Raw genomic sequence first — 22,344 nt, forward strand, 5'->3', positions numbered from 1 at the left:
CGAACGGGAATTATCAGAAACGTTCTCCTGCTGAGATGAGCCCTTCCATTATCCTAGGAGGTAAGAAGCCGCGGGCGAGCGGCAGAACTAGCGCGGGGACAATTCAGCGATCCATGGATCAGGCATGTCTGCGATGAGATCCTGGTACAGATTGTACCAGCTGATGCATTCTTCGATAACCTGGGAATCTCCAGAGATCACATGATCCAGTTTCTTCAGAGCATAATCTGCGTCATGGACCATCCGGAATTCAGCCGGAAAAGAGAGTGCTTCTGCACCTGCCGCAAGGTGCTCCCTGAGTCTGCCGCTGTTAGAAACGGGTTCATCAATCCAGAACACTGCAGAAGCGGCCTGCTCTTTCTTCAGCTTATTCAGGATCCGGGCAATTGCTTCATCTGTTGCAGAAATGATGGAATAGGTTCCGGAAAGGCCGGAAAGGTCGCGGATACATCCATCCATGCAGCGAAGGAGAATGCTGTGGGAAAGGGCAGTTTCCATGATCACGACTGCATTGAACGCATCGATGTTTACCGTGCAGCCAGGATCGAGATGGTCCATCTGCTTCTGCTGTCTGAGCTTCAGCCGACAGGGGCATGCGGTCATGCGGGCAAGCGCATTGCGCTGACGTTCTGCCAGCAGCCGATGATTGGAAGTATAAGTGACTGCCGATTTCAGCGGATAACCTCGCTCCAGAAGAAAAGCAGTCTCGTAAGCACAAAGAGAGATCTTTCTGAGTTCTTCTTCTGAAAACAGCTTCTCATCTTCCGGACTGAAGCCTCTGCGCACATTCTTCATACGTTCATTATGAACCAATTCTGAATTCCGGAAACAAGAAAGCAGTCTGCCTGAAAGATTATGAGCCAGCAGCTGAAGTGGCACATATGCCGCCTTGGAAATACGCCTGCAATCATTGCTATGAAAAAAAGGAAGTCCAGGCTGGACATCATCCAGCTAGACTCCCTTGATGAGATTATTCCTGAATGCCTAGATATGCATTCAGAAGACCGAACGTATTCTTTACTGCATCGATATGAGAACGCTCATAATTGTGCGACGCATATACGCCAGGACCGATCAGCGCATGACGGACATCATAGCCTGCCCTCAATGTTGCTTCGACATCTGACCCGTAATGAGGGTAGATATCCAGGGCATACTGCAGATGATGTTTCTTAGCAAGCAGAGCTAATTCGCTCGTCAGCTCATAGTTGTATGGACCGCCGCTGTCCTTCACACAGATTGATACCATCCTCTCTGTGCAGTTGAGGTCTGCGCCGACGCAGCCCATATCGACAGAAATCATGTCTTCCGTATCTTCCGGAACCACGCAGCCGCCATGTCCGACTTCTTCATAGACCGTAAACAGCAGCGTGACCTTCCGCTTCAGGATAATCTTCTTCTCCGCTATTTCTTCTGCAAGACCCAGCAGGATCGCGGAAGAAAGCTTGTCATCCAGAAACCTGCTCTTGATCAGACCGGAAGGCGTAATGACGGTCTTGGGATCCATGGCAATGATATCGCCAGTCTGGATGCCTAGTGCTTCTGCACCAGCCTTGTCATGGACATTTTCATCCAGAAGAATCTCCATGTTCTCTTCCTTGATCTCAACAGGCATATCTGCTACATGCGCAGATGGCTCGGTATTCAGAACCATGCCCGAATAGCTTCTGCCATCTCTCGTGAAGACGGTGCAGTTTTCTCCATCCGCGGTTCTCCACTGATGGCCGCCGAGGGTCGTCGGCCGCAGTCTGCCGTTCGTCTTGATGGACCGTACCATCGCGCCGAGCGTATCCACATGAGCTGCCAATACCAGGGGATTTCCGTCACCGCCAAGCGTGACGGAAACGTTCCCCTTGCGGGATCGCTCGGGCTGATACCCAAGCTCTGAAAGGTGTGAGAGAAGATAGTCAGTGACCTGATGCGTATAGCCGGTAGGACTGGCAATGGAAGTGAGGTGAATCAGCTGATCAGAAATGTATGAATAGATCTGTTCCATAGAATGCTCCTTGCAGGAATCAGCATACAGATGAAATCCGATTCTGTCTTCCTGCATGCATGGATTATCCCATGACCACTTCTACTTCAGCTTCTTTCGCTGTGCTGATCGGAAGCACATGGCCTTCGATCTCTTTTCCGTCCATGGTGATTGAGGCAATGCCTTTCTGGACATTGTCCGGATTTGCAACATGGATATGATAAGTGGTTCCGCGGTATTTTCTCGTTACAGTGAAGTCGCCGAATCCTTCCGGCACGCAAGGATTGATGGACAGACCGTACAAGGTCGGATAGACACCGAGAATATACTGGGAGATATCAGCAAAGGTCCATGCGGCGGTTCCTGTGAGCCAGGAGTTCTTTCCCTGGCCGAAGAACTTTGCGTCTTTCCCTGCTACCATCTGGCAGTAGACATATGGTTCTGCTGCGTGGATTTCAGAGATTTCCTCGGTATAGGCAGGACATGTTCTGCGGTAGATCTCGAAGGCCCGGTTGCCGTCTCCGATTGCGGTTTCTGCAATCGAAACCCATGGGTTGTTATGGCAGAAGATGCCGCCATTCTCTTTGTATCCAGGCGGGTAGGAGCTGATTTCGCCAAGTTCGAGGTGATAGATCGTATAGGCAGGCTGCAGGATCATGATGCCGTACTTGGTATCAAGCTTTTCCTGAACCGACTTCAGGGCTTTCGCGGCAAGGCCTTCTTTGATGCCGACGCCTGCCAGCACGCAGAATCCCTGCGGTTBAATGAAGATCTGTCCTTCTTCGCATTCATGAGAACCGACTTTATTGCCCTCAGCATCATAGGCTCTTAAGAACCATTCGCCATCCCAGCCATAATCCAGGATTGCCTGGTACATGATGGATACTTCTTTCTCAGCCCGCTGGGCTTCAGCAGAATCCCCTAAGAGACGTGCAAGGTCTGCATATTCTTTTCCGTATTTGACGAACATGCCGGCAATGAAGACAGATTCCGCTACCGGTCCTTCGGAAGGACCAAAGGTCTGGAAGGATTCACCCGGATGCTTGCTGAAGCAGTTGAGATTCAGACAGTCATTCCAGTCTGCGCGGCCGATCTGGGGCAGACCGTGCGGACCTTTGTGCGTTACGGTGAAATCAAAGGAGCGCTTCAGGTGTTCCATGAGCGGCTGCGCCTTCGAATCGTCATTATCGAATGGAACAAGTTCTTTCAGAATTGAAGTATCTCCGGTTTCCCTGACATAAGCGCTTGTTCCGGCAATGAGCCAGAGCGGATCATCATTGAATCCGCTGCCGATATCAGAGTTGCCCTTCTTGGTCAGGGGCTGATACTGATGATAGGCAGATCCGTTTTCGAACTGCGTGGAGGCGATATCGATGATCCGCTGTCTTGCCCGATCCGGAATCAGATGCACGAAGCCGAGCAGGTCCTGGTTGGAATCACGGAAGCCCATGCCTCTGCCGATGCCGGATTCATAGTAAGAAGCCGAGCGTGACATATTGAAGGTGACCATGCACTGGTACTGATTCCAGATATTGACCATGCGATTGACTTTGTCGTTGCTGGTTTCGGCATGGTAGACCGAAAGAAGATCCGTCCAGTAGTCTTTCAGTTCTGCGAAAGCTTTCTGAACCTGTTCATCGCTCTTGTAACGATCAATCATTGCCCAGGCGCGTGTCTTGTTGATGACTCCTTTGGATTCCCATTTTTCGTCTTCCGGATTCTCAATATAGCCGAGCACGAAGACGAAGGTTCTGGTTTCTCCCGGTTTCAGGTCCAGATTGATCTGATGGGCAGCAATCGGCGACCAGCCTGATGCGATGCTGTTATGGCACTTTCCTTCGAGGACTGCCTGAGGCTGATCGGCTCCGTTATAGAAGCCGAGGAACTGATCCCTGGCTGTGTCGAAGCCGTCGACGTTCGTGTTGACGGTATAGAAGGCAAAGTGATTGCGGCGTTCGCGGTATTCGGTTTTGTGGAAGATCGTCGAATCGACGACTTCGACTTCGCCTGTGCTGAGATTGCGCTGGAAGTTCCGTTCGTCATCATCTGCATTCCAGAGGCACCATTCCACATAGGAATACAGCTGCAGGTGCTTATCCTCGTTAGCTTCATTGGTGATGGTGACGTGCTGGATCTCGCAGGCATCGTTCATCGGAACGAAGCTGAGAACGGACGCCTTGACTTGATTCAGACTTCCGGTGAACCGGCTGTATCCGAGGCCATGCCGGCATTCATAGAAATCCAGATCGGTCCGCATCGGCTGCCATCCGGGATTCCAGATCGTGCTGCCATCGCGGATATACAGGTAATGACCGTTATTGTCATAGGGAACATTATTGTAGCGATAGCGAGTGATGCGAAGCAGTTTCGCATCTTTATAGAATGAGTAGCCGCCGCAGGTATTGGAGATCAGACTGAAGAAGTCCTTATTGCCAAGGTAATTGATCCAGGGCAGCGGGGTCTTCGGAGTCGTGATCACATACTCCCGGTTCTCATCATCAAAATAACCGTATTTGATATGCGTGTCCTCCGTTTTCCTGGCGTTTGTCGAAACATCAGGGAATTCCCTGCAGAACAGGACACAAAGCAGATAATACATCAATGATTGTAGAGAGAATAATTCAGAAAACAAGATGGCGAAATTTAACGTAATTTTTATGAAAACAATGAAAACGCGCGATATGATGCGAATTGAAACGTTTACGATAATCGAAAAAATATTTGATGTCAATAGAATTTTTTAAAAAAGTTGGAAAAAATCATTGCAAATCAGAATGATAGGGGTTACATTGACAGTGTCGAAACAAAAAGCGTTGAAAAATAAAGCAATTGGAAACTCGAAATGCTGAAATTTCAACACTATTGCAGAGCAAGGAGTGATTCGTGAGGGTTATCATGGCGGTACTGGCACCGCCTGATATAAACACAAGGCTATAAAGGGAGGAAGAACCAAGAATGAAAAAGGTAGTCAGTGTTTTACTCTCCGCAACGATGGCAGCAAGTCTCGCAGCTTGCGGCGGATCGTCTGACGGAGCAGCAGCTGCAGCAACATCCGCAGCTGCAGCAGCAACTTCTGCAGCAGCGGCTGAAACCGCAGCGGCAGCGTCCGATGAGGGCAAGGTTCTCAACATTCAGTGCTGGAATACAGAATTCGCTTCCAGACTCGCAGATCATTATCCTGGCTTCGTCGCAAATGACAAGGATGATGTGACCAAGGGCGGCAAGATCGGTGATGTGACCGTAAACTTCATCATCACTCCGTCTGATGACAATGCTTATCAGAATAATCTGGACTCGATCCTTCCTGGTAACGCAGATGCTTCCGCAGATGACAAGGTTGATATCTTCCTGATGGAAGCTGACTATGCGCTGAAGTATGTCAACAGCGATGTCACGATGCCGCTGAGCGATCTGGGAATCAGTGATTCCGATCTCTCTGATCAGTTCCAGTACACCAAGGATATCGTCACGGATTCCACGGGTGCTCTGAAGGGTGCTTCCTGGCAGGCTTGCTCTGCTGGTCTGATTTATAACCGTGAAGCAGCTAAGGAAATCCTCGGAACAGATGATCCGGAAGAAGTCCAGAAAGCTGTCAGCAGCTGGGATGCATACAAGGAAACTGCTGCCAAGGCTAAGGACGCTGGCTATGTAATGTGCTCCGTTAACGATACGTACCGTGTATATTCCAACAATGTATCCGAGAAGTGGGTCAGCGATGATAATCAGGTTCAGGTCGATGACAACATCAAGGCCTGGGTTGATGATTCCAAGGAACTGGCTGATGCGGGAGAAGAGAATACCTACGAGCTCTGGGGCGATGACTGGGCAAAAGGCAAGTATGCTTCCGGCAAGATCTTCTGCTACTTCGGACCGGCATGGTTCTTCAACTTCAGCCTGGCTCAGGATGATGCAGAGTCCATCGCTGCCAAGGGCGGCTGGGGCTATGTCGTTGGTCCGCAGTCCTTCTACTGGGGCGGCACATGGATCGCAGCAGCAGCTGGAACCGATAACCCGACGCTCGTCAAGGATATCATTCTGACGATGACCACCGACAAGGATGTTCTGAAGGAAATCGCTAAGAAGGATTCTGACTGTGTCAACTCCAAGTCTGTTCTGACGGAACTTGCTGGTTCGGATGAAGGCAACCTCGCACTGCTCGGCGGACAGAATCCGTATCAGATGCTTGAAGAAGGCGCTGAAAAGGTCGATATGAGCAACATCTCCGATTATGATCAGGGCTGCAACGAAGAGTTCCAGACGGCTATGAAGGGCTACTTCGATGGCAACTATAAGACCTATGAAGATGCACTTGCAGCATTCGCTACTGCAATCAGCGAGAAGTATCCGGATCTCAAGACGGACAATCTGAAGTAATTGACGAATCATGAATCAGAGCCTGCCCTGGCGGACGGGCTCTGATTTCTTAAAGCCAGACTGAATCTCTGATTCGATCTGACTTTAAGAAGCATTCGAAGTGAGGGGAATAAGACTATGGAAAAGACCATTGCGAAAAAGAAGAAGGATGTCAATCGCTGGGGATACATCTTCCTGATTCCGTTTGCGGCGACTTATGTGGTATTTCAGCTGATTCCGTTAGTCACTACCATCTATAACAGTTTCTTTGAGAACTATCGGTCTGGTCTGAAGCAGATCGGTCCGAATTTCATCGGATTTGCTAACTATCAGACTCTGTTTGCCAATCAGGATCTGCTGAAGTATTCGGGCAATACGATGATCATGTGGATCGGCGGCTTCATTCCGCAGATCTTCTTCTCGCTGTTATTAGCAGCGTGGTTCACGGATCCGTCTTTGAAGCTCAAGGCACAGAGATTCTTCAAGACGGTTATCTACCTGCCGAATCTGATCATGGCATCCGCATTCTCCATGCTGTTCTTCACGCTGTTTGCAGATACCGGACCGATCAACAGTCTTCTGGTCCAGGCTGGAATTCTGAGCGAGCCCTTCTCGTTTATGAACAGTGTTGGTGCAGTCCGAACGCTGGTTGCCTTCATGAACTTCGTCATGTGGTTCGGCAATACGACGATTCTGCTGATGGCGGGCATGATGGGCATTGATCAGTCGCTGTTTGAGGCGGCTGAGATCGATGGTGCAACGGCCAATCAGATCTTCTGGAAGATCACGCTTCCGATTCTGAGACCGATTCTGGTCTATGTGCTGATCACTTCATTGATCGGCGGCCTGCAGATGTTCGATGTGCCGCAGATCCTGACCAATGGCAGCGGCGATCCGGCAAGAACATCGATGACGCTGATCATGTATCTGAACAAGCATCTTTACAGCAAGAACTATGGCATGGCTGGCGCGCTGTCGGTGATCCTGTTCATCATTACCGGTATTCTGAGTCTCATTGTCTATAAGATTTCGTATGCAGACAATGTGAAGAAGGCCAGATAAGGAGGCATGAATATGACTGACAATAGCAAGCCTGAAAAGAATTCCGTTCATGGCAGAAGAACCGTTGCATATATCGTGCTGATCCTGCTGTCGTTTCTCTGCCTGGTCTGGTTCTATATCCTGTTCATCAACGCAACCCGCAGCAACTCTGAATTAAGCCGCGGCTTCTCGGCAGTGCCGAGTTCCCATCTGTTCGAGAACTGGTACAACCTGATGCACAGCACTCAGCCGGTATGGTCCGGTATGCGCAATTCCGTGATCATCGCAGGATGCAGTGCATTGCTGTGTACTTATTTCTCGACGATGACTGCGTATGCGATTCATGCCTATAACTTCAAAGGCAAGAAAGCGATCTTCACGTTCATCCTCGCGATCATGACGATTCCGACACAGGTCACGGCATTGGGATTCATCAATCTTGTCAATAAGATGGGCCTGATGGATAACTTCGTTCCGCTGATCATTCCGAGCATTGCGGCTCCGGCTGTCTTCTTCTACCTGAAGCAGTACATGGATTCGAACCTGTCGATTTCTCTGATTGAGGCGGCGAGAATTGACGGGGCAAGTGAGTTTATGACGTTCAACCAGATTGTGCTTCCGCTGATGAAGCCGGCAATTGCAGTCCAGGCAATCTTCACGTTTGTTTCTTCCTGGAACAACTACTTCACGCCGGCACTGATCCTGCATAAGGATACGATGAAGACCCTGCCGATTCTGATTGCTCAGCTGCGCTCTGCAGACTTCCTGAAGTTCGATATGGGCCAGGTGTACATGATGATCTCGTTCTCGATCTTCCCGGTTATCCTTGTTTATCTGTTTCTGTCCAAGAACATTGTCGGCGGCGTGGCTGCCGGCGGTGTCAAGGAATAGCATTATTTCCTCCTATTGAAAGAAGACTGTGCACTGTCGCAGTCTTTTTTCTTTCCGTTGAAATGGAAGGAAACCATGTTAGAATGAATCCGGCGCAATGAAGGAGAAGGCCTGATTTCAATTGGTTCTGAAGCAGAGAGCTTCCGTCTGGTGAAAGGAAGACAGGACAGAGATCAGGGAAAGAACTCCGGAGCATACCGCAGACCGGCGTTATGGCACAATGAGGCATCATGATCCGCATGATGCGAAGCAGGGTGGTACCACGAATGACTCTCGTCCCTGACGATGAGAGTCTTTTATACATGGAGGGATTGGATATGTCTGAAGAAATGACAAAAGAAGAAAAGGCCAGACTCAAGGAAGAGCGCCGCAAGGCATTTGAAGCTGCCCATCCGGAACTTGCTGCAAAACGCAAGGAGGCAGAAGAAAAGAAGAATAAAGTCAAAGATAAGATTGCAAAGCTGGCGGAGAATGCTGAAGAGCTTTCGCTGACCGACCAGGAGGCTTCCAGAAGAGAGAAGATGGAAGAACTGCGGAAGATGGGCATTGATCCTTTCGGACATGCTTACAAGCGTACGCATGAGTCTTCTGAAATCTTTGCTCAGTATGGCGGCATGACTGCCGAAGAGCTGAATGAGAAGAATGCCGAAGTATCCATTGCCGGGCGCATCATGTCCAAGCGCCGCATGGGCAAGCTCGGATTCATGCATCTGCTGGACCGCGATGGCAGGATTCAGGCAGTCGTGAATGAACGCATTGTCGGAGAAGATATCTACAATCTGTTCAAGATGGCTGATCTCGGCGATATCATCGGCGTCAAGGGCAGAGTCATCAAAACGCAGACCGGCGAGCTTTCCATCGAGGTGCATGAGTATACCCATCTCAGCAAGGCATTGCGCCCGCTGCCGGAGAAGTATCATGGACTGACTGACAAGGAAGAGCGCTATCGCAGAAGATATCTGGATCTGATCATGAATGATGACAGCCGCAGGATCGCGATTCTGCGCCCGCGGATCATTTCGGCGATCCGTCACTATATGGACAGCCAGGGATATATTGAGGTTGAAACCCCGATTCTGCAGCCGATTCTCGGGGGAGCAAATGCAAAGCCGTTCATCACGCATCATAATGCGCTGGACAAGGATTTCTATCTGCGCATTGCCACGGAGCTCCCATTGAAGCGTCTGATTGTCGGCGATCTCGAGAAGGTCTATGAAATCGGCCGGGTATTCCGGAATGAGGGCATGGATCTGAAGCATAATCCGGAATTCACGACGATGGAAGCGTATTGTGCTTATTCTGATCTTTCCGGAATGATGGAACTCAATGAGAATCTCTATGAATCTGTCGCCATGGAAGTGTTCGGAAAGACAGACTTTGAATTCATGGGTCAGCAGATTTCTCTGAAGGCTCCGTTCAAGAGATGGAACATGGTAGATGCTGTCAAGGAAGTGACCGGTGTCGACTTCTGGCAGCCGATGAGTGTGGAAGATGCACTGAAGCTGGCGAAAGAGCATAACGTTGAAGTCGAGCCTCATCAGCGCACGGTCGGCAATATCATCAGTCTGTTCTTTGATCAGTTCTGCGAAGACAAGATCGTTCAGCCGACCTTCATCTGGGGGCATCCGATTGAGATTTCTCCGCTGGCCAAGAAGAATCCGGATGATCCTCGCTTTACCCAGCGCTTTGAACTGGAGATTTGCGGCATTGAAATGGATAATGCCTTCACAGAGCTCAATGATCCGATTGACCAGAAGAAGCGGTTCGAAGCACAGCTCGAAGCGAAGAAGCTTGGAGATGAAGAAGCTTCTGAGATGGATGAAGACTATGTCGAAGCACTGGAATATGGTCTGCCTCCGACTGGCGGCATCGGCTTCGGCATTGATCGATTCGTGATGCTGCTGACCGGGTGCGATTCGATCAGAGACGTTCTCCTGTTCCCGACGATGAAGCCAAGAGAAGGAGACAGCAGAACAGCGGAAGAAAAGACTGAGCCGGAGAAATCCGAAGATCAGGGTTTCTTTGCTCCGAATGATAAGATTGATTTTACCGGCGTGAAGATTGAACCGCTGTTTGCAGATCAGGTTGATTTTGATACGTTCAGCAAGTCTGATTTCCGGGCAGTGAAAGTCAAGGAATGCTCTGCGGTTCCGAAATCCAAGAAGCTCTTAAAGTTCGTCCTGGATGACGGGACGGGCACGGACCGCATCATTCTCTCTGGCATTCATGCATACTATGAGCCGGAAGAGCTGGTTGGCAAGACCCTGATCGCAATTGTGAACCTGCCGCCGAGGTCCATGATGGGCATCGATTCCTGCGGCATGCTGCTAAGTGCAGTAAATGACAGGAATGGAGAAGAAGAACTTCATCTCCTGATCGTGGACAACCACATTCCTGCCGGTGCAAAACTGTATTAATCCGGAGAAAATCACAGGCGGAAACCTGCAGATTCTGACAGCAAATCCAAGCTGATTTGCTGCAGTGACACCGGATTTACAGCATTTGTGCAGCTGAAAGTCAAATAACGGTACATCNTAACAGTTGACCGTATTAAGTCTGACACATAATCCCAGTTCCAAAAAACTTCAAGGCACTCCTTTTCAGAATCAATCTGCGAAGGGGTGCCTTTTTGCGTGCAGACAGCAGGAAAAGAGGTCAGGATGCCTTACATCTCTGTTTGAATAGCAGCCCGATGACGCAGATGTTTATCATCCGGGCATCTGCCCGCAAATCCACAAGGAGGAAACGTATGGAACAGGAGTATCAGGACATCACAAGACCAAGAGAAGTCCAGGAGGAGATGAAGAAGCTCTGGAAAAAGTTTCTCCGCTACCAGGAAGCGGAGGTCGTGTACAGCATTTCACACCGCAAGCTCATCGAGCTTGCCGATCGGGAAGGAGCGCTGTACCGGATGGAAGGAACGGTTCTGATCAACCGCGATATCTTCGATGCCTATCTGGATAATTTTCATGAGAAGACCAAGGGAATCGGAAAACGCGGGTTGAGCAAGGCGGAGCGAAAGCGGAAGGAGGAAAAGAATTGAGCGGGAAAATCTGGATGTTCTCGGATCGGCTGGACGATGAGGATCTGGAATTTGCCAGGCACAGTTTCTAGTGCAGATTGTGCTTCCATTTTTTTGCTGGAACCTGGAGACGCTGCTAGGAGAAATGCCACTTCAGCACAAGAATGACTGAAAGGTTCTTTCCCGTCCGCAAAATTAATGAAGAAAAACATCTAAATGGACAAAAAACTTCATCAGATGCTGGTGGAAATGATGCAGGAGCGATATACTGCTATTGAAGAAAAATGCAGCAAATGTCAAAAATCTTCATTTAAAGGTGGAAATATGAAAGAAATCAAGCGCGACATCTATCTGAACAGATTGATCAGACGCCGTGAAAACGGGCTTATCAAAGTGATTACCGGAATCCGGAGAAGCGGTAAATCTTACCTTCTGGATCCGATCTTTCGAAATTACCTGTTGTCGGAAGGAATCCGGGAAGATCATATTATAAAGATCGAACTGGACAGAGAATCAAATCGCAGGTATTATCACGATCCCCATGCGTTTGATCAATATATTCGTTCCTTTGTCAAAGATGAACAGATGTACTACATCATTCTGGATGAAATACAGCTGGTTGATGATTTTGAATATATCTTAAACGGCTTGCTTTATGAAAAAAACCTTGACGTTTACGTAACAGGTAGCAATTCCAGATTTTTGTCATCCGACATCATTACAGAATTCCGCGGGAGGGGAGATCAGATCCGGGTGCAGCCGCTCTCTTTTTCCGAGTATCTCCCCGCATGTGGTATAGAAGACAAGTATGATGCCTGGAATGAGTATATGACATATGGCGGGATGCCTTTTGTTATCTCTATACAGGAGGAACAAGACAAGGCTGCATATCTGAAAAATCTGTTTGAACAGGTATATTTTAGAGATATACTCGAGCGATATGATATAAGAAGAAAGGACATATTGGACTCCCTGGTAAATGTTCTCGCTTCTTCGGTCGGTTCCCTGACAAATCCGCAGAAAATATATGACACATTTAGAAGTAATGGCGAGAAAGCACTCTCATTGAATACGATAAGCTCTTATCTTTCTTATTTGGAAGACGCATTTATTGTGAGCAGGGCGGAACGCTATGATATCAAAGGACGAAAATATATCAGTACCCCTCAGAAGTATTACTTTACGGATCTGGGCTTAAGAAATGCCAGATTGAATTTCAGGCAGCAGGAAGAAACCCATTTAATGGAAAATGCACTGTATAATGAACTGTTGTTCCGCGGATATCATGTCGACGTGGGAGTTGTCGAAATCCGCGAACAAGGCAGGCGAAAAAGCACAGAAGTGGACTTCGTATGCAATGAAGGCAGTAATCGGTATTATATACAGTCTGCGCTTCATCTGGATACGCAGGAGAAGACGCTGCAGGAGAGCAAATCTCTGAATCACATTAGGGATAATTTCAAAAAAATCATTGTGGTAAAGGATCATATCAAACCTTGGCGGACAGAAGATGGGATATTTGTAATCGGCATTATGGATTTTATGCTTGATCCGGAAAGCCTGATTCATTGATAAAAAGAATGGCATTCCGGAGAAAAACGAATGACAGAAATTCTGACACGAAAGTATTCGGCATTTCCCGACCGGCGAGAAGCTGTATTAATCTCAAATTTCTAAAACCTCAAGGCACTTTTTTTCAGAATCAATCTGAAAGGGAGTGCCTTTTTCGCGTACAGACATTTTCAGAGGAAGGGCTTGCTCGGATCTTCTTGAGAGACATATTAATAAAATGCGGATATCCGCAAAAATATCATGAATGATATTGATGCGCGATAGGATAAGCGATATAATATACGTGAAAAAAATGCGGATATCCGCAAAAATATAATGAGGTAACAGCGCATGTATCAGAGAGAGCAGTATCTGAACGAGATCATATCGAAAAAGGACAATGGGCGGATAAAGATCATAACAGGGATTCGCCGAAGCGGCAAATCTGTCCTGCTTTTTCAGCTATACCGTGACTGGCTTATAAGAGAAGGAATTCATGCGGATCATATCATAGCTTTGGCATTGGATGTGTTGGAAAATGCAAAGTATCGTAATCCAATCGAACTTGATAAATATGTAAGGGATCGGATGATTGCAGATGGGGAAAAATATTATATTTTTATCGATGAGATTCAGTTTGTTGCTGAAATACAAAACCCTTATGTTGATAACCCCGATGCCAGGATATCCTTTATCGATGTTGTCCTCGGTTTTATGCAAATGAAAAATGCAGATGTGTACGTGACCGGAAGCAATTCAAGAATGCTGTCTTCCGATATCCTGACGCAGTTTAGAGACAGGGGCGATGAGATACGGGTGTATCCTCTTTCTTTTGCAGAATTTTATCGTGAGTACAAAGGCGATAAACGCGGTGCCTGGCAGGATTACTATACTTATGGCGGTATGCCTTTTGTTACATCGCTTGAAACACATGAAGAAAAGAGCCGGTATTTGAAAGACCTGTTCGACAGGACTTATATTAAAGATGTCTTGGAACGCCACGAGATAAAGAATGATGCCGCCGTGTTGTCGATTCTTCTGGACATTCTGGCGTCTGGAATTGGCTCGCTTACCAATCCGACCAAGCTTTCCAACACTTTTAAGAGTGAGAGACAGATTGCTATTGGGTCTGAAACGATTGAAAAATATATCGGTTATTTTGAGGAAGCATTCCTGATTGAAAAGGCTGTTCGTTATGATATTAAAGGCAGAAAATATATCGGAACACCGGCAAAGTATTATTATACGGATCTGGGACTTAGAAATGCCAGATTAGGATTCAGACAATTAGAGGAAACACATATTATGGAAAATGTGCTGTACAATGATCTGATCCGAAGGGGCATGGATGTTGATATCGGGGTGGTAGAATACAACACGAAAGATTCTGCTGGAAAGAAAATCCGTAAACAGCTTGAAGTGGATTTTGTTGTTAATAAGGGCGAAAAACGATTCTATATACAGTCGGCCTTATCGATTGCTGACCCGGAGAAGAAGGAGCAGGAAATCGCATCTTTGAAGCGTATACCTGATTCTTTCAGTAAAATTGTGGTTGTGAGGGATTATCTTAAACCATGGCAGGATGAAAATGGGATCGTCTATCTTGGAATAGAACAGTTCCTTTTGAATGAAGATATATTAAAATAAAATTACGTTTCCGTAGAAATAACCTGAAGCATCGATGATCTATGAAAAACTGAATGTCAGGAATTCTGACACGAAAGTATTCGGCATTTTCCGTCCGGCCTCTTATAATCAGAAATGAAGGAGAGCAAGTCGTCACAAGGCACAATATGGAATAGGAATGTGTCTTTGGCAGAACGCCGCGCCTGGACGATTCCGCCAGATGATTTGCCTGCAGATGTGGTGATTGATTCTGGCATGAGGCAGAACTGGGAAGTACAACACTCTGTAACAATGGATTCGATGTACAACAAATTGACAACGGGCGCATGGCAGGAGATCAACAATAAACCATGGTGACAGGCAGTCGATTTCAGGCAGCACCGGGACGAAAACCATGATAACAGGCGGGAACAGATCATCAAAACAATATCGGAAATGGATTCCCGACGATGAAGCCAAGAGAAGGAGACAGCAGACCATCTGAAGAAAAGACTGAGACAGAGAAGCCTCAGGATCATGGCTTCTTTGCCCCGAATGACAAGATTGATTTTTCCGGGGTGAAGATTGAACCGCTGTTTGCAGATCAGGTGGATTTCGATACATTCAGCAAGTCTGATTTCCGGGCAGTGAAGGTAAAAGAATGCTCAGCAGTTCCTAAGTCCAAGAAGCTCTTAAAGTTCGTTCTGGATGACGGTACGGGCACGGATCGCGTGATTTAAAGCGGTATTCACGCGTATTATGATCCGGAAGAGCTGGTCGGCAAGACTCTGATCGCAATGGAGAAGAAGAATTGCATCTTCTGATGGTCGATAACCACATCCCGGCGGGTGCGAAGCAGTATTGATTCTTCGGCATCACTGAAGACAGTCTCAATGCACTTCCTTTTCGGAACCAATCTGAAAGGAAGTGCATTTTGTGTTCTTGCCTGGTTTCTCCTGTTCTGCTTTAAACAGAATGAGGCATCAGCGGACGATCAGGACCCGCTATGACAGAGGGATGGCGATCGGCAGGGCTTCAGCTGCAAGATTCTTTTGCGGAAACCGGGGCAGATCATCTTGCTCCTATCAGGGTCCTTTCGGGAAGAACTAGGGTTCTGAACTGGCATCTTTCTTGACAATGAAACTGCGGGTGCTAAACTCTTTTCGAACAATGTTCGAAAAGGAGGAGAAATGCCTGTACATTTTGCGTCCAGAGAAGAAATCCTGAAGCATTGCCGCGAAATTGTTCAGCATAAAGGGCTGTCTGCGCTGAATATGCGGACGGTTGCTGAAGCGTGCGGAATGGGACTAGGTTCACTTTACTATTATTTTCCGTCGAAGAACGCATTGGTCATTGCGACGATTGAGAGCGTATGGTCAGATCTGTTCCGTCTGGAGGATTCTCAGCTTGAGGAATCTTCATTCCCTGAATATGTGCACAGATGCTTTAGACGTCTGCATCAGGGGATTCAGACATATCCGAATTTCTTCACGATTCATTCGGTGAGTGTTTCGGAAGATGGGCGCAGCGAAGCGAGAGAGACGATGATGCGCTATCTGGATCGGATTCTGTCTTCCTTCCGGACTGTTCTGATTCATGATCCGCTGGTTCGTCCAGATGCGTTTGATGAGTCATTTACGAAAGATGGTTTTCTGAATTATGTTCTGGAAAGCATGATTGAGCTTCTTTTACGGGGACATGATGACTGCGATGTGCTGATAGAGATGATCAGCAGGACGCTGTATGAGCCTGAAAAGAAGATGGAAAGAGGGAAATAGAGATGAGAGCGGTATTTGAATCTGCATTTGATGTGGTTTATCTGGTTCTGGTTGCGACGCTGGGGATTCTGATGCTGAGAAAGGCGGATGGAAGAAAGCAGTATACCTTGTTCGGAATCATGGCGGTGGTGCTTGGCGCAGGGGATGCGTTTCATCTGATTCCGCGCATGATTGCTCTCTGCACGGATGGGTTTGAGGCACATGCAGTGGCACTTGGAATCGGAAAACAGATAACTTCGATCACGATGACGGTATTCTATGTGCTGCTGTATTATGTCTGGCGTGAGCGGTATCAGATCCAGGGAAGAAGGGGGCTGAGTGTGACCATATGGCTGCTGGCGGCAGTCCGGACAGTCCTGTGTCTTCTGAAGCAGAATGCGTGGACCAGCGTGAATCCGCCGCTTGCCTGGGGCATTTTCCGCAATATTCCGTTTGCGCTGCTGGGATTGGTGATCATTGTTCTGTTCTATCAGCGGTCGCATGAGGATGCTCCATTTCGCTGGATGTGGCTGACGATCGTGCTGAGTTTCGGCTTCTATATTCCGGTGGTGCTGTTTGCACAGCAGTATCCGGCAGTGGGAATGCTGATGATTCCGAAAACATGTGCTTATATCTGGACCGTATGGATTGGCTATCAGGCTATGAAGGGAGAAATGAAATGAAGAAGTATCTGAACCTTGCAATGGGGTATGCGATTGCGGCAATGGCTGGAGGAGTGTTCTATCGGGAGTTTACGAAGCTGAATCATTTCTCCGGGATCACGATGCTGTCAAAGGTTCATGCACATCTGTTTATGCTTGGCATGATGGTGTTCCTGCTGGTTGCATTGTTTTCCAGGCAGATGGATCTGGAGAAGGAAAAGAGCTTCCGCAGGTTCTTCCTGATTTATAATATCGGACTGCCGCTGACGGTCCTGATGATGCTGGTACGCGGCATCATTCAGGTGAAGGAAACTGCACTTTCTGCAGGTGCAGATGCGGCAATTTCGGGAATTGCCGGAATCGGACATATTCTGCTGAGCATCGGATTGCTTCTGCTGTTAGTGACTCTGAAACGGGCTGCAGAAAAGAATTAGAGAGAGAAGAATAAAGCATGGCCCTGATGGGCCATGCTTTGTCATCTGGTGCTGAAGTCTTTTCCGGGGATCATATAGCGATCCGGGCTGGTGGAATAGGAACCGTCCTGATTGATGGTGACATAGAGGGTTTCAGATCCATCCACAAGAGTCAGATACGCATAGTGGTCTTCTCCGAAGTCATCGGTGATGTCGATCTTCTTGTTATGCCAGCATAGATAATAGTGTCCGTCACTTTCATCCAGCGTGATCTGATCTGCAATTTCTTTCGCCATTTCTTCAGCGGTTAAAGGGCGTTCCTGATTCAGCAGTCCGTCATATGCAACGCCTCCGCCGCCTCCGACTTCATTTCCTTTCCCATCATAGATGGTATAGCTGCCTTCCTCATTGAGGTCTACGGTTGCCGTAGTCAGCTCTCCGTCTACCCAGATCTGCATCTTTCTCTGGATTCCGCCGATATTCTGCGCATAGACAGTTGCTCCGCCTAATGCAATAGCTGCAGCGGTGCATGCCGCAGCGAGTCCTTTGTTCCATCTGATGTGTTCTGCTTTCATGGGATTCTCCTCCAGGTTGATTCTGAAATCTTTGTCTGCATGGATTGATGAGAATGCGCGCTGATATCTTTCTCTGAATTCGTCTTCATTCATGGATCAATTCCTCCGTGTTTTCTTTTTCAAGTTCTGTTTTCAGGGCTGCTCTGCCTTTCTGAAGGCGGTGCTTGACGGCGCTTTCTGAGACAGACAGAATACTGGCAATTTGTTTCACGGAATAGTCTTCGTAGTAATACAGGTGGATGACGCTGCTGTATTTCCATGGAAGATTGAGGACTGCTTCGGCAAGTGATCTGTCTTCCGGGGTTTCGAATTCAAGGTCATTCATCCAGTCTTCCAGGGAAGTGCGATTCCTGTGCCAGAAGGTTCTGAGGGTGTCTTTTGCCTGATTGGATACAGTTCGAAAGAGCCATGCCCGAATGTGTTCTTTCGCTTTCAAACTCTGTATTGGTTTTCAGGTATTTCAGATAGGTATTCTGGACTGCATCTTCCGCATCCTGCACGTTGTGCGTGATGGACAGGGCTGCCCGGAACAGGTTCTGCTGATAGGTTTCTGCTAGATATTCTGCTGTGCATCTCATCTTCTGGTTCTGCTTTCTCTGAAGGATCCTTCACCTATAATACGTTTCAGAGGGAAGATCGGTTCACTGCAGAACGAATAAAAATAAAGAATTCCTGTTTCGAGCGGGAGAAAGTGAATTAGATAGAAATCGTGTTTCTGCATGAATCAGAGCATAACAGATCTTTCTGCAGCAGCGCCTGAAGTTTTCATCGTCCTTGGCAAAGGATGCATGAAGAAAGAATATCTGCTGTGCCATCTTTCTCTCGTTAAGAGAAAAGGCTGAGATATTTCTTTTCCAGGACTTCAGTTCCTGGTCCTGAGTTATGGAATACCGGGGCAGCTTCTGCCGGTTTTGCTGGTGGAATGCTTGCTTGTGAAGGGCATGCTGGAATATACTTTTGCTATGCTGTGACAGGCAAAGAAGAAAGATCTTGATTGCCTGGAATTGBCGGGAGAATCTAGTCAGTTTCGTTCTGACTTTGAAGGAGAGTCTGTCATGAAAAATGACGGGAATAAGAATTTATCATCCGAGAACACATACAGATCTTTCCGCAGATTCCTGAATAAGGTCGGCTTCGGTCAGAAGGAAAAAGTTCGGGGATTACTGTTTCTGCTGGTGATTCTCCTGGAGCTGAACGGAATCATGCTGGCAGGTTCGATGGTCCTGATCAGGAAGAATTCAGAGCTTGTCTTCAATAGTATTCTTGAAAATGAAGAAGATGATCTGAAGTCTTCGGTAGATAATGCAATCAAGGACCTGGATCGGCGCCGGGAAGTTCTGAAGGCAGCGGGGATGACGGAAGAAGAAGTCCATGCACAAGTTCAGAAAGAATTCCATGAGAAGATCTATTCTGATCGTTTCAGTGCCGGCCAGTATATGTGGGTGAATCAGATCCTGAATTATGATGGCGGTGACAGGTATGCGATTCGGCTGATCCATCCTGGCTTTCCGGAAACTGAGGGAGAGTATCTTTCTACGGAAACCAAGGATGCCAGGGGGAATACTCCTTATAAAGAAGAACTCGAGATTGCAAAGACTTACGGGAGCGGGTTTCAGAGATATTTCTTTCCAGACAATTCCACCGGAAAGAGCATTGAAAAAATCACTTACCTGAGGCTGTACCCGGATTATGACTGGGTAATCTGCAAGGGGGAGGAGCTGGATACGATCACCTCCTATGAGAATCAGCAGCGGTCAGAGCTGGTCCCGGTGCTGTTTCGGATTGTTCTGATCGGCTCCATTATCATGGCGGGGACTACGATCCTGACCATGGCACATTATTTTTCTCAATACCGGGAGGAATTGACGAATAAGAACCGGGAACTTGAGCAGATTGCTTATCAGGATTCCCTTACAGGAATCGCAAATCGGGGCGGACTGATTCTTCATCTGGATCAGTGGATTGCGGATCCAGAGACAAAGCAAATGACTGGAGTATTCCTGGATCTGGATGATTTCAAGCTGATCAATGATCTATATGGACATCTTGCAGGCGATGCTGCACTTTGCCGCATTGCGGCGTATCTGCGTGTTTCGTTTCCGAATGCTTTGATCGGAAGAACGGGCGGAGATGAGTTCTGCGTGATTCTGAGAAATCAGAGTCCGGGTCTTTCTGCGAAGCAGATTATGAGTGCACTGAAGCAGAAAATTGAGTTTACTTCGGATGGAGAAATTCATACGTTTACGGTATCTGCGGGCTATGCCCATTATCCTTCCCAGGCGAGCAACCGGGAAGATCTGATGCGGGTCATGGATAATGCGCTCTATGAGGCAAAGCTTCATGGGAAGAATACGACGATCGGCTATCATCCTGAGATTTCGACTGCCCGCAGAGACCGGCTTGGATTCAATGTCGAGAAGATGGCTTCCGGCATGCCGGGTGCGTTCCTGATTTATCAGGCAGATGAAACCGAGAAGATTCTGTTCGGAAACAATCATCTGATCCGACTGTATGAATGCAGCAGCTATGAAGATTTTCTGCAGTATACCGGCGGCAGTTTCCGCAGAATGATTCATCCGGACGATGTCGAGCGTGTTGAAAAAGACATTCTGGATCAGATCCGGAATGACCGGAAACGGAATCCGCAGAAAGATACGGGATTCGAGGATTATATTTCTTATCGGATCATCACGAAAACCGGGAAGATCAAGCATGTTCTGGATATGGGCAGACTGGTGCCGGATGAGCATTTCGGCGAGATTTACTATGTTGTTCTTCAGGATATGGAGGATCTTGGCTGTCTGATCGAAAAGAACTGCCAGGAAGCAGAACAATTACATTCTGCAGAGAAATAGCTCTGGATCATCGTGAATAGGTTCTTTCACCGAAGAGCCCGGTTCCGATCCGGACCATGGTTGATCCTTCTTCGATGGCAATTTCAAAGTCCTGGGTCATTCCCATGGAAAGAATGCCCATGGATACTCCGGGAATCTTCTGCCTGGCAATCTGATCTGCCAGGCTTTTCATATTCCGGAAATAAATTCGGTTTGTTTCAGGACAATCTGTTTTCGGCGCAGAGGTCATGAGCCCTTTCAGTCTGAGGTGAGGAAACGCAGCAATCTGTTCTGCAACTGCTTCTGCTTCTTCTTTCCGGAAGCCCCATTTGGTTTCTTCTTCGGCAATATTGATTTCCATCAGGATGTTCATCATCCTGTTTTTCTTTGCGGCTTCTTTCTCGATCTGTTCGGCAAGCACAATGGAGTCAACAGAATGAATCAATGCGACAGTGCCGATGAGGTACCTGACTTTGTTACGCTGAAGATGGCCGATCATATGCCACTCTGTTTTTCTGCTGAGCTCTGCCTGCTTGGCATGCAGTTCCTGGACGTAGTTCTCTCCGAAGGAGAGCTGTCCTGCTTCTTCCAGCACTTCAATATCATGAACCGGTTTGGTCTTGGAGACTGCAATCAGCTTTACTTCAGAAGGGTCTCTGCCTGCTCTCAGGCAGGCATCAGAGATTCGATGCTGAACTGATTTCAAGTTTGATCTCAATTGTTCATCTGTGATTTCCAAAGCAGATCCCTCCTGTTCCTTTATTCATCTTAGTACAATCTGAGAGTCGCAGAGATGGTGTTCTGCAGATCGCTGTTTCATCGATATAATGGATCCGGGAGACAAACTTGCTAACGCCATGAGAGAGATTCAGATTGCTTTCTTTGATATTGATGGAACTCTGGTCGATATGGACTGGAAGAAGATGACTGAGACTATGCGGCAGACGTTAATTACTTTGCACGAGAAGGGAATTCTTCTGGTGATTGCGACGGGAAGGCCGCCGTTCCGGGTGCCGGTGTTTGAAGGAGTGTCATTTGATGCATATATGACCTTCAACGGGTCTTATTGCTATGACAGCAGAGGGATTCTGATTCATTCGCATGCGATTCCTTCTGCGGATGCAGAGAAGATTGTTAGGAATGCTGCAAGGATTCATCATCCTTGTGTGGCAGCAGGAAGAGATCGTCTGGTGTGCAACGGGGCAGATCAGAATCTGATTGATTATTTTGCAATTTCAAAACAGACTCTGAAGAAGAGCGATGACTTTGATTCATTCCTGGAAAAAGAAGAAGTTTATCAGATCATGTGCGGCTGCGTCAGAGAGGAATATGATTCAGTGCTCAAGGGTGTGAAGGGTGCTGAGATTACTGCCTGGTGGCCCAGAGCAGTGGATATCATTCCGAAGGGATCAGGAAAGAATATCGGAGTGGAGAAGATTCTGTCTTTCTTCCATCTGAGCAGAGATCAGGCAATTGCCTTCGGCGATGGGGGAAATGATATTCCGATGCTGAAGAGCGTCGGAATGGGAGTGGCGATGGGAAACAGCACGGACGAGGTCAGGAATGCTGCGTCATATGTGTGTCCTTCGGTGAAGGAAGAAGGGATCACTCAATTCTTCAGAGAATTGAATATTCTCTGAGATCCTGAATACGGGAGATAGCTGA

General features: G+C 47.6%; 21 protein-coding genes. 14 read left to right on the forward strand and 7 right to left on the reverse strand.

The genetic code is table 11. From position 1 onward, the window contains the following. Nucleotides 1–87: 87 nt before the first annotated feature. From FYJ51_RS02870 to FYJ51_RS02880, 3 genes are all read right to left on the reverse strand, one after another. The gene (locus tag FYJ51_RS02870) at nucleotides 88–795 is read right to left on the reverse strand and encodes a DUF434 domain-containing protein (RefSeq protein ID WP_154502983.1); all 708 of its coding nucleotides are present in this window, start codon (nucleotides 793–795) and stop codon (nucleotides 88–90) included. Nucleotides 796–970: 175 nt separating this feature from the next. Beyond that, a complete protein-coding gene (locus FYJ51_RS02875) occupies nucleotides 971–1,996 on the reverse strand; it encodes a M42 family metallopeptidase (protein WP_154502985.1) in 1,026 nt (341 codons plus the stop codon). Nucleotides 1,997–2,060: 64 nt separating this feature from the next. After that, nucleotides 2,061–4,574, reverse strand: coding sequence for a GH36-type glycosyl hydrolase domain-containing protein (locus FYJ51_RS02880; protein WP_154502988.1), 2,514 nt, complete (start codon nucleotides 4,572–4,574; stop codon nucleotides 2,061–2,063). A gap of 356 nt (nucleotides 4,575–4,930) precedes the next feature. Between FYJ51_RS02880 and FYJ51_RS02885 the strand changes: the two genes are divergently transcribed. The 12 genes from FYJ51_RS02885 to FYJ51_RS02940 all read left to right on the forward strand — a co-directional run bounded on the left by FYJ51_RS02885 (nucleotide 4,931) and on the right by FYJ51_RS02940 (nucleotide 17,291). Then, on the forward strand, nucleotides 4,931–6,349 hold the full coding sequence (locus FYJ51_RS02885; RefSeq protein WP_154502991.1) for a type 2 periplasmic-binding domain-containing protein: 1,419 nt from the start codon (nucleotides 4,931–4,933) through the stop codon (nucleotides 6,347–6,349). A gap of 117 nt (nucleotides 6,350–6,466) precedes the next feature. Then, nucleotides 6,467–7,390, forward strand: coding sequence for a carbohydrate ABC transporter permease (locus tag FYJ51_RS02890; RefSeq protein ID WP_154502994.1), 924 nt, complete (start codon nucleotides 6,467–6,469; stop codon nucleotides 7,388–7,390). Between the two features lie 12 nt (nucleotides 7,391–7,402). Then, on the forward strand, nucleotides 7,403–8,260 hold the full coding sequence (locus FYJ51_RS02895) for a carbohydrate ABC transporter permease (RefSeq protein WP_205946139.1): 858 nt from the start codon (nucleotides 7,403–7,405) through the stop codon (nucleotides 8,258–8,260). 317 nt (nucleotides 8,261–8,577) lie between these two features. Beyond that, a complete protein-coding gene (gene lysS / locus FYJ51_RS02900) occupies nucleotides 8,578–10,677 on the forward strand; it encodes a lysine--tRNA ligase (RefSeq protein ID WP_268892633.1) in 2,100 nt (699 codons plus the stop codon). A gap of 332 nt (nucleotides 10,678–11,009) precedes the next feature. Continuing rightward, nucleotides 11,010–11,303 (forward strand): DUF6462 family protein, encoded by a 294-nt coding sequence (locus tag FYJ51_RS02905; protein ID WP_154503000.1) that lies wholly within the window; start codon nucleotides 11,010–11,012, stop codon nucleotides 11,301–11,303. 195 nt (nucleotides 11,304–11,498) lie between these two features. Further along, on the forward strand, nucleotides 11,499–12,854 hold the full coding sequence (locus FYJ51_RS02910; protein ID WP_205946140.1) for an ATP-binding protein: 1,356 nt from the start codon (nucleotides 11,499–11,501) through the stop codon (nucleotides 12,852–12,854). A gap of 330 nt (nucleotides 12,855–13,184) precedes the next feature. After that, entirely contained in the window at nucleotides 13,185–14,480 is a 1,296-nt protein-coding gene (locus FYJ51_RS02915) for an ATP-binding protein (protein ID WP_154503003.1), read from the forward strand. Nucleotides 14,481–14,645: 165 nt separating this feature from the next. Further along, nucleotides 14,646–14,816: a hypothetical protein gene (locus FYJ51_RS02920; RefSeq protein ID WP_154503006.1), complete on the forward strand. Its 171-nt coding sequence runs from the start codon at nucleotides 14,646–14,648 to the stop codon at nucleotides 14,814–14,816. A 92-nt stretch (nucleotides 14,817–14,908) separates the two neighbouring features. Beyond that, nucleotides 14,909–15,178, forward strand: coding sequence for a hypothetical protein (locus tag FYJ51_RS13855; RefSeq protein ID WP_328597262.1), 270 nt, complete (start codon nucleotides 14,909–14,911; stop codon nucleotides 15,176–15,178). A gap of 450 nt (nucleotides 15,179–15,628) precedes the next feature. Then, nucleotides 15,629–16,216: a TetR/AcrR family transcriptional regulator gene (locus tag FYJ51_RS02930; RefSeq protein WP_154503009.1), complete on the forward strand. Its 588-nt coding sequence runs from the start codon at nucleotides 15,629–15,631 to the stop codon at nucleotides 16,214–16,216. 2 nt (nucleotides 16,217–16,218) lie between these two features. Further along, nucleotides 16,219–16,878, forward strand: a complete 660-nt coding sequence (locus tag FYJ51_RS02935; protein WP_154503012.1) for a hypothetical protein — start codon at nucleotides 16,219–16,221, stop codon at nucleotides 16,876–16,878. Next, on the forward strand, nucleotides 16,875–17,291 hold the full coding sequence (locus FYJ51_RS02940; protein WP_154503015.1) for a DUF2871 domain-containing protein: 417 nt from the start codon (nucleotides 16,875–16,877) through the stop codon (nucleotides 17,289–17,291). The genes FYJ51_RS02935 and FYJ51_RS02940 overlap by 4 nt, the downstream gene beginning before the upstream one ends. A gap of 41 nt (nucleotides 17,292–17,332) precedes the next feature. On the opposite strand, the gene FYJ51_RS02945 is transcribed toward FYJ51_RS02940, so the two are convergent. The 3 genes from FYJ51_RS02945 to FYJ51_RS13470 all read right to left on the reverse strand — a co-directional run bounded on the left by FYJ51_RS02945 (nucleotide 17,333) and on the right by FYJ51_RS13470 (nucleotide 18,423). Beyond that, nucleotides 17,333–17,845 carry a hypothetical protein gene (locus tag FYJ51_RS02945; protein ID WP_154503018.1) on the reverse strand — a complete coding sequence of 171 codons (513 nt, stop codon included), beginning with the start codon at nucleotides 17,843–17,845 and terminating at the stop codon, nucleotides 17,333–17,335. An 85-nt stretch (nucleotides 17,846–17,930) separates the two neighbouring features. Then, nucleotides 17,931–18,281, reverse strand: coding sequence for a sigma-70 family RNA polymerase sigma factor (locus FYJ51_RS02950; protein ID WP_205946141.1), 351 nt, complete (start codon nucleotides 18,279–18,281; stop codon nucleotides 17,931–17,933). After that, a complete protein-coding gene (locus FYJ51_RS13470) occupies nucleotides 18,163–18,423 on the reverse strand; it encodes an RNA polymerase sigma factor (RefSeq protein WP_205946142.1) in 261 nt (86 codons plus the stop codon). Before FYJ51_RS13470 ends, FYJ51_RS02950 begins: the two co-directional genes overlap by 119 nt. A 477-nt stretch (nucleotides 18,424–18,900) precedes the next feature. On the opposite strand from FYJ51_RS13470, the gene FYJ51_RS02955 reads away from it, so the two are divergent. Further along, entirely contained in the window at nucleotides 18,901–20,700 is a 1,800-nt protein-coding gene (locus FYJ51_RS02955; protein WP_154503021.1) for a diguanylate cyclase domain-containing protein, read from the forward strand. 7 nt (nucleotides 20,701–20,707) lie between these two features. Here FYJ51_RS02955 and FYJ51_RS02960 read toward each other — a convergent pair whose 3' ends face one another. Continuing rightward, nucleotides 20,708–21,418: a YggS family pyridoxal phosphate-dependent enzyme gene (locus FYJ51_RS02960; RefSeq protein ID WP_235897206.1), complete on the reverse strand. Its 711-nt coding sequence runs from the start codon at nucleotides 21,416–21,418 to the stop codon at nucleotides 20,708–20,710. A gap of 118 nt (nucleotides 21,419–21,536) precedes the next feature. Here FYJ51_RS02960 and FYJ51_RS02965 point away from each other — a divergent pair, with 118 nt between their 5' ends. Beyond that, complete coding sequence (locus FYJ51_RS02965) at nucleotides 21,537–22,319, forward strand: HAD family hydrolase (protein WP_154503023.1); 783 nt, start codon at nucleotides 21,537–21,539, stop codon at nucleotides 22,317–22,319. Nucleotides 22,320–22,344: the final 25 nt, after the last annotated feature.

Origin of the sequence: Stecheria intestinalis (assembly GCF_009696165.1) — a bacterium.
Taxonomy (GTDB): domain Bacteria; phylum Bacillota_I; class Bacilli_A; order Erysipelotrichales; family Erysipelotrichaceae; genus Bulleidia; species Bulleidia intestinalis.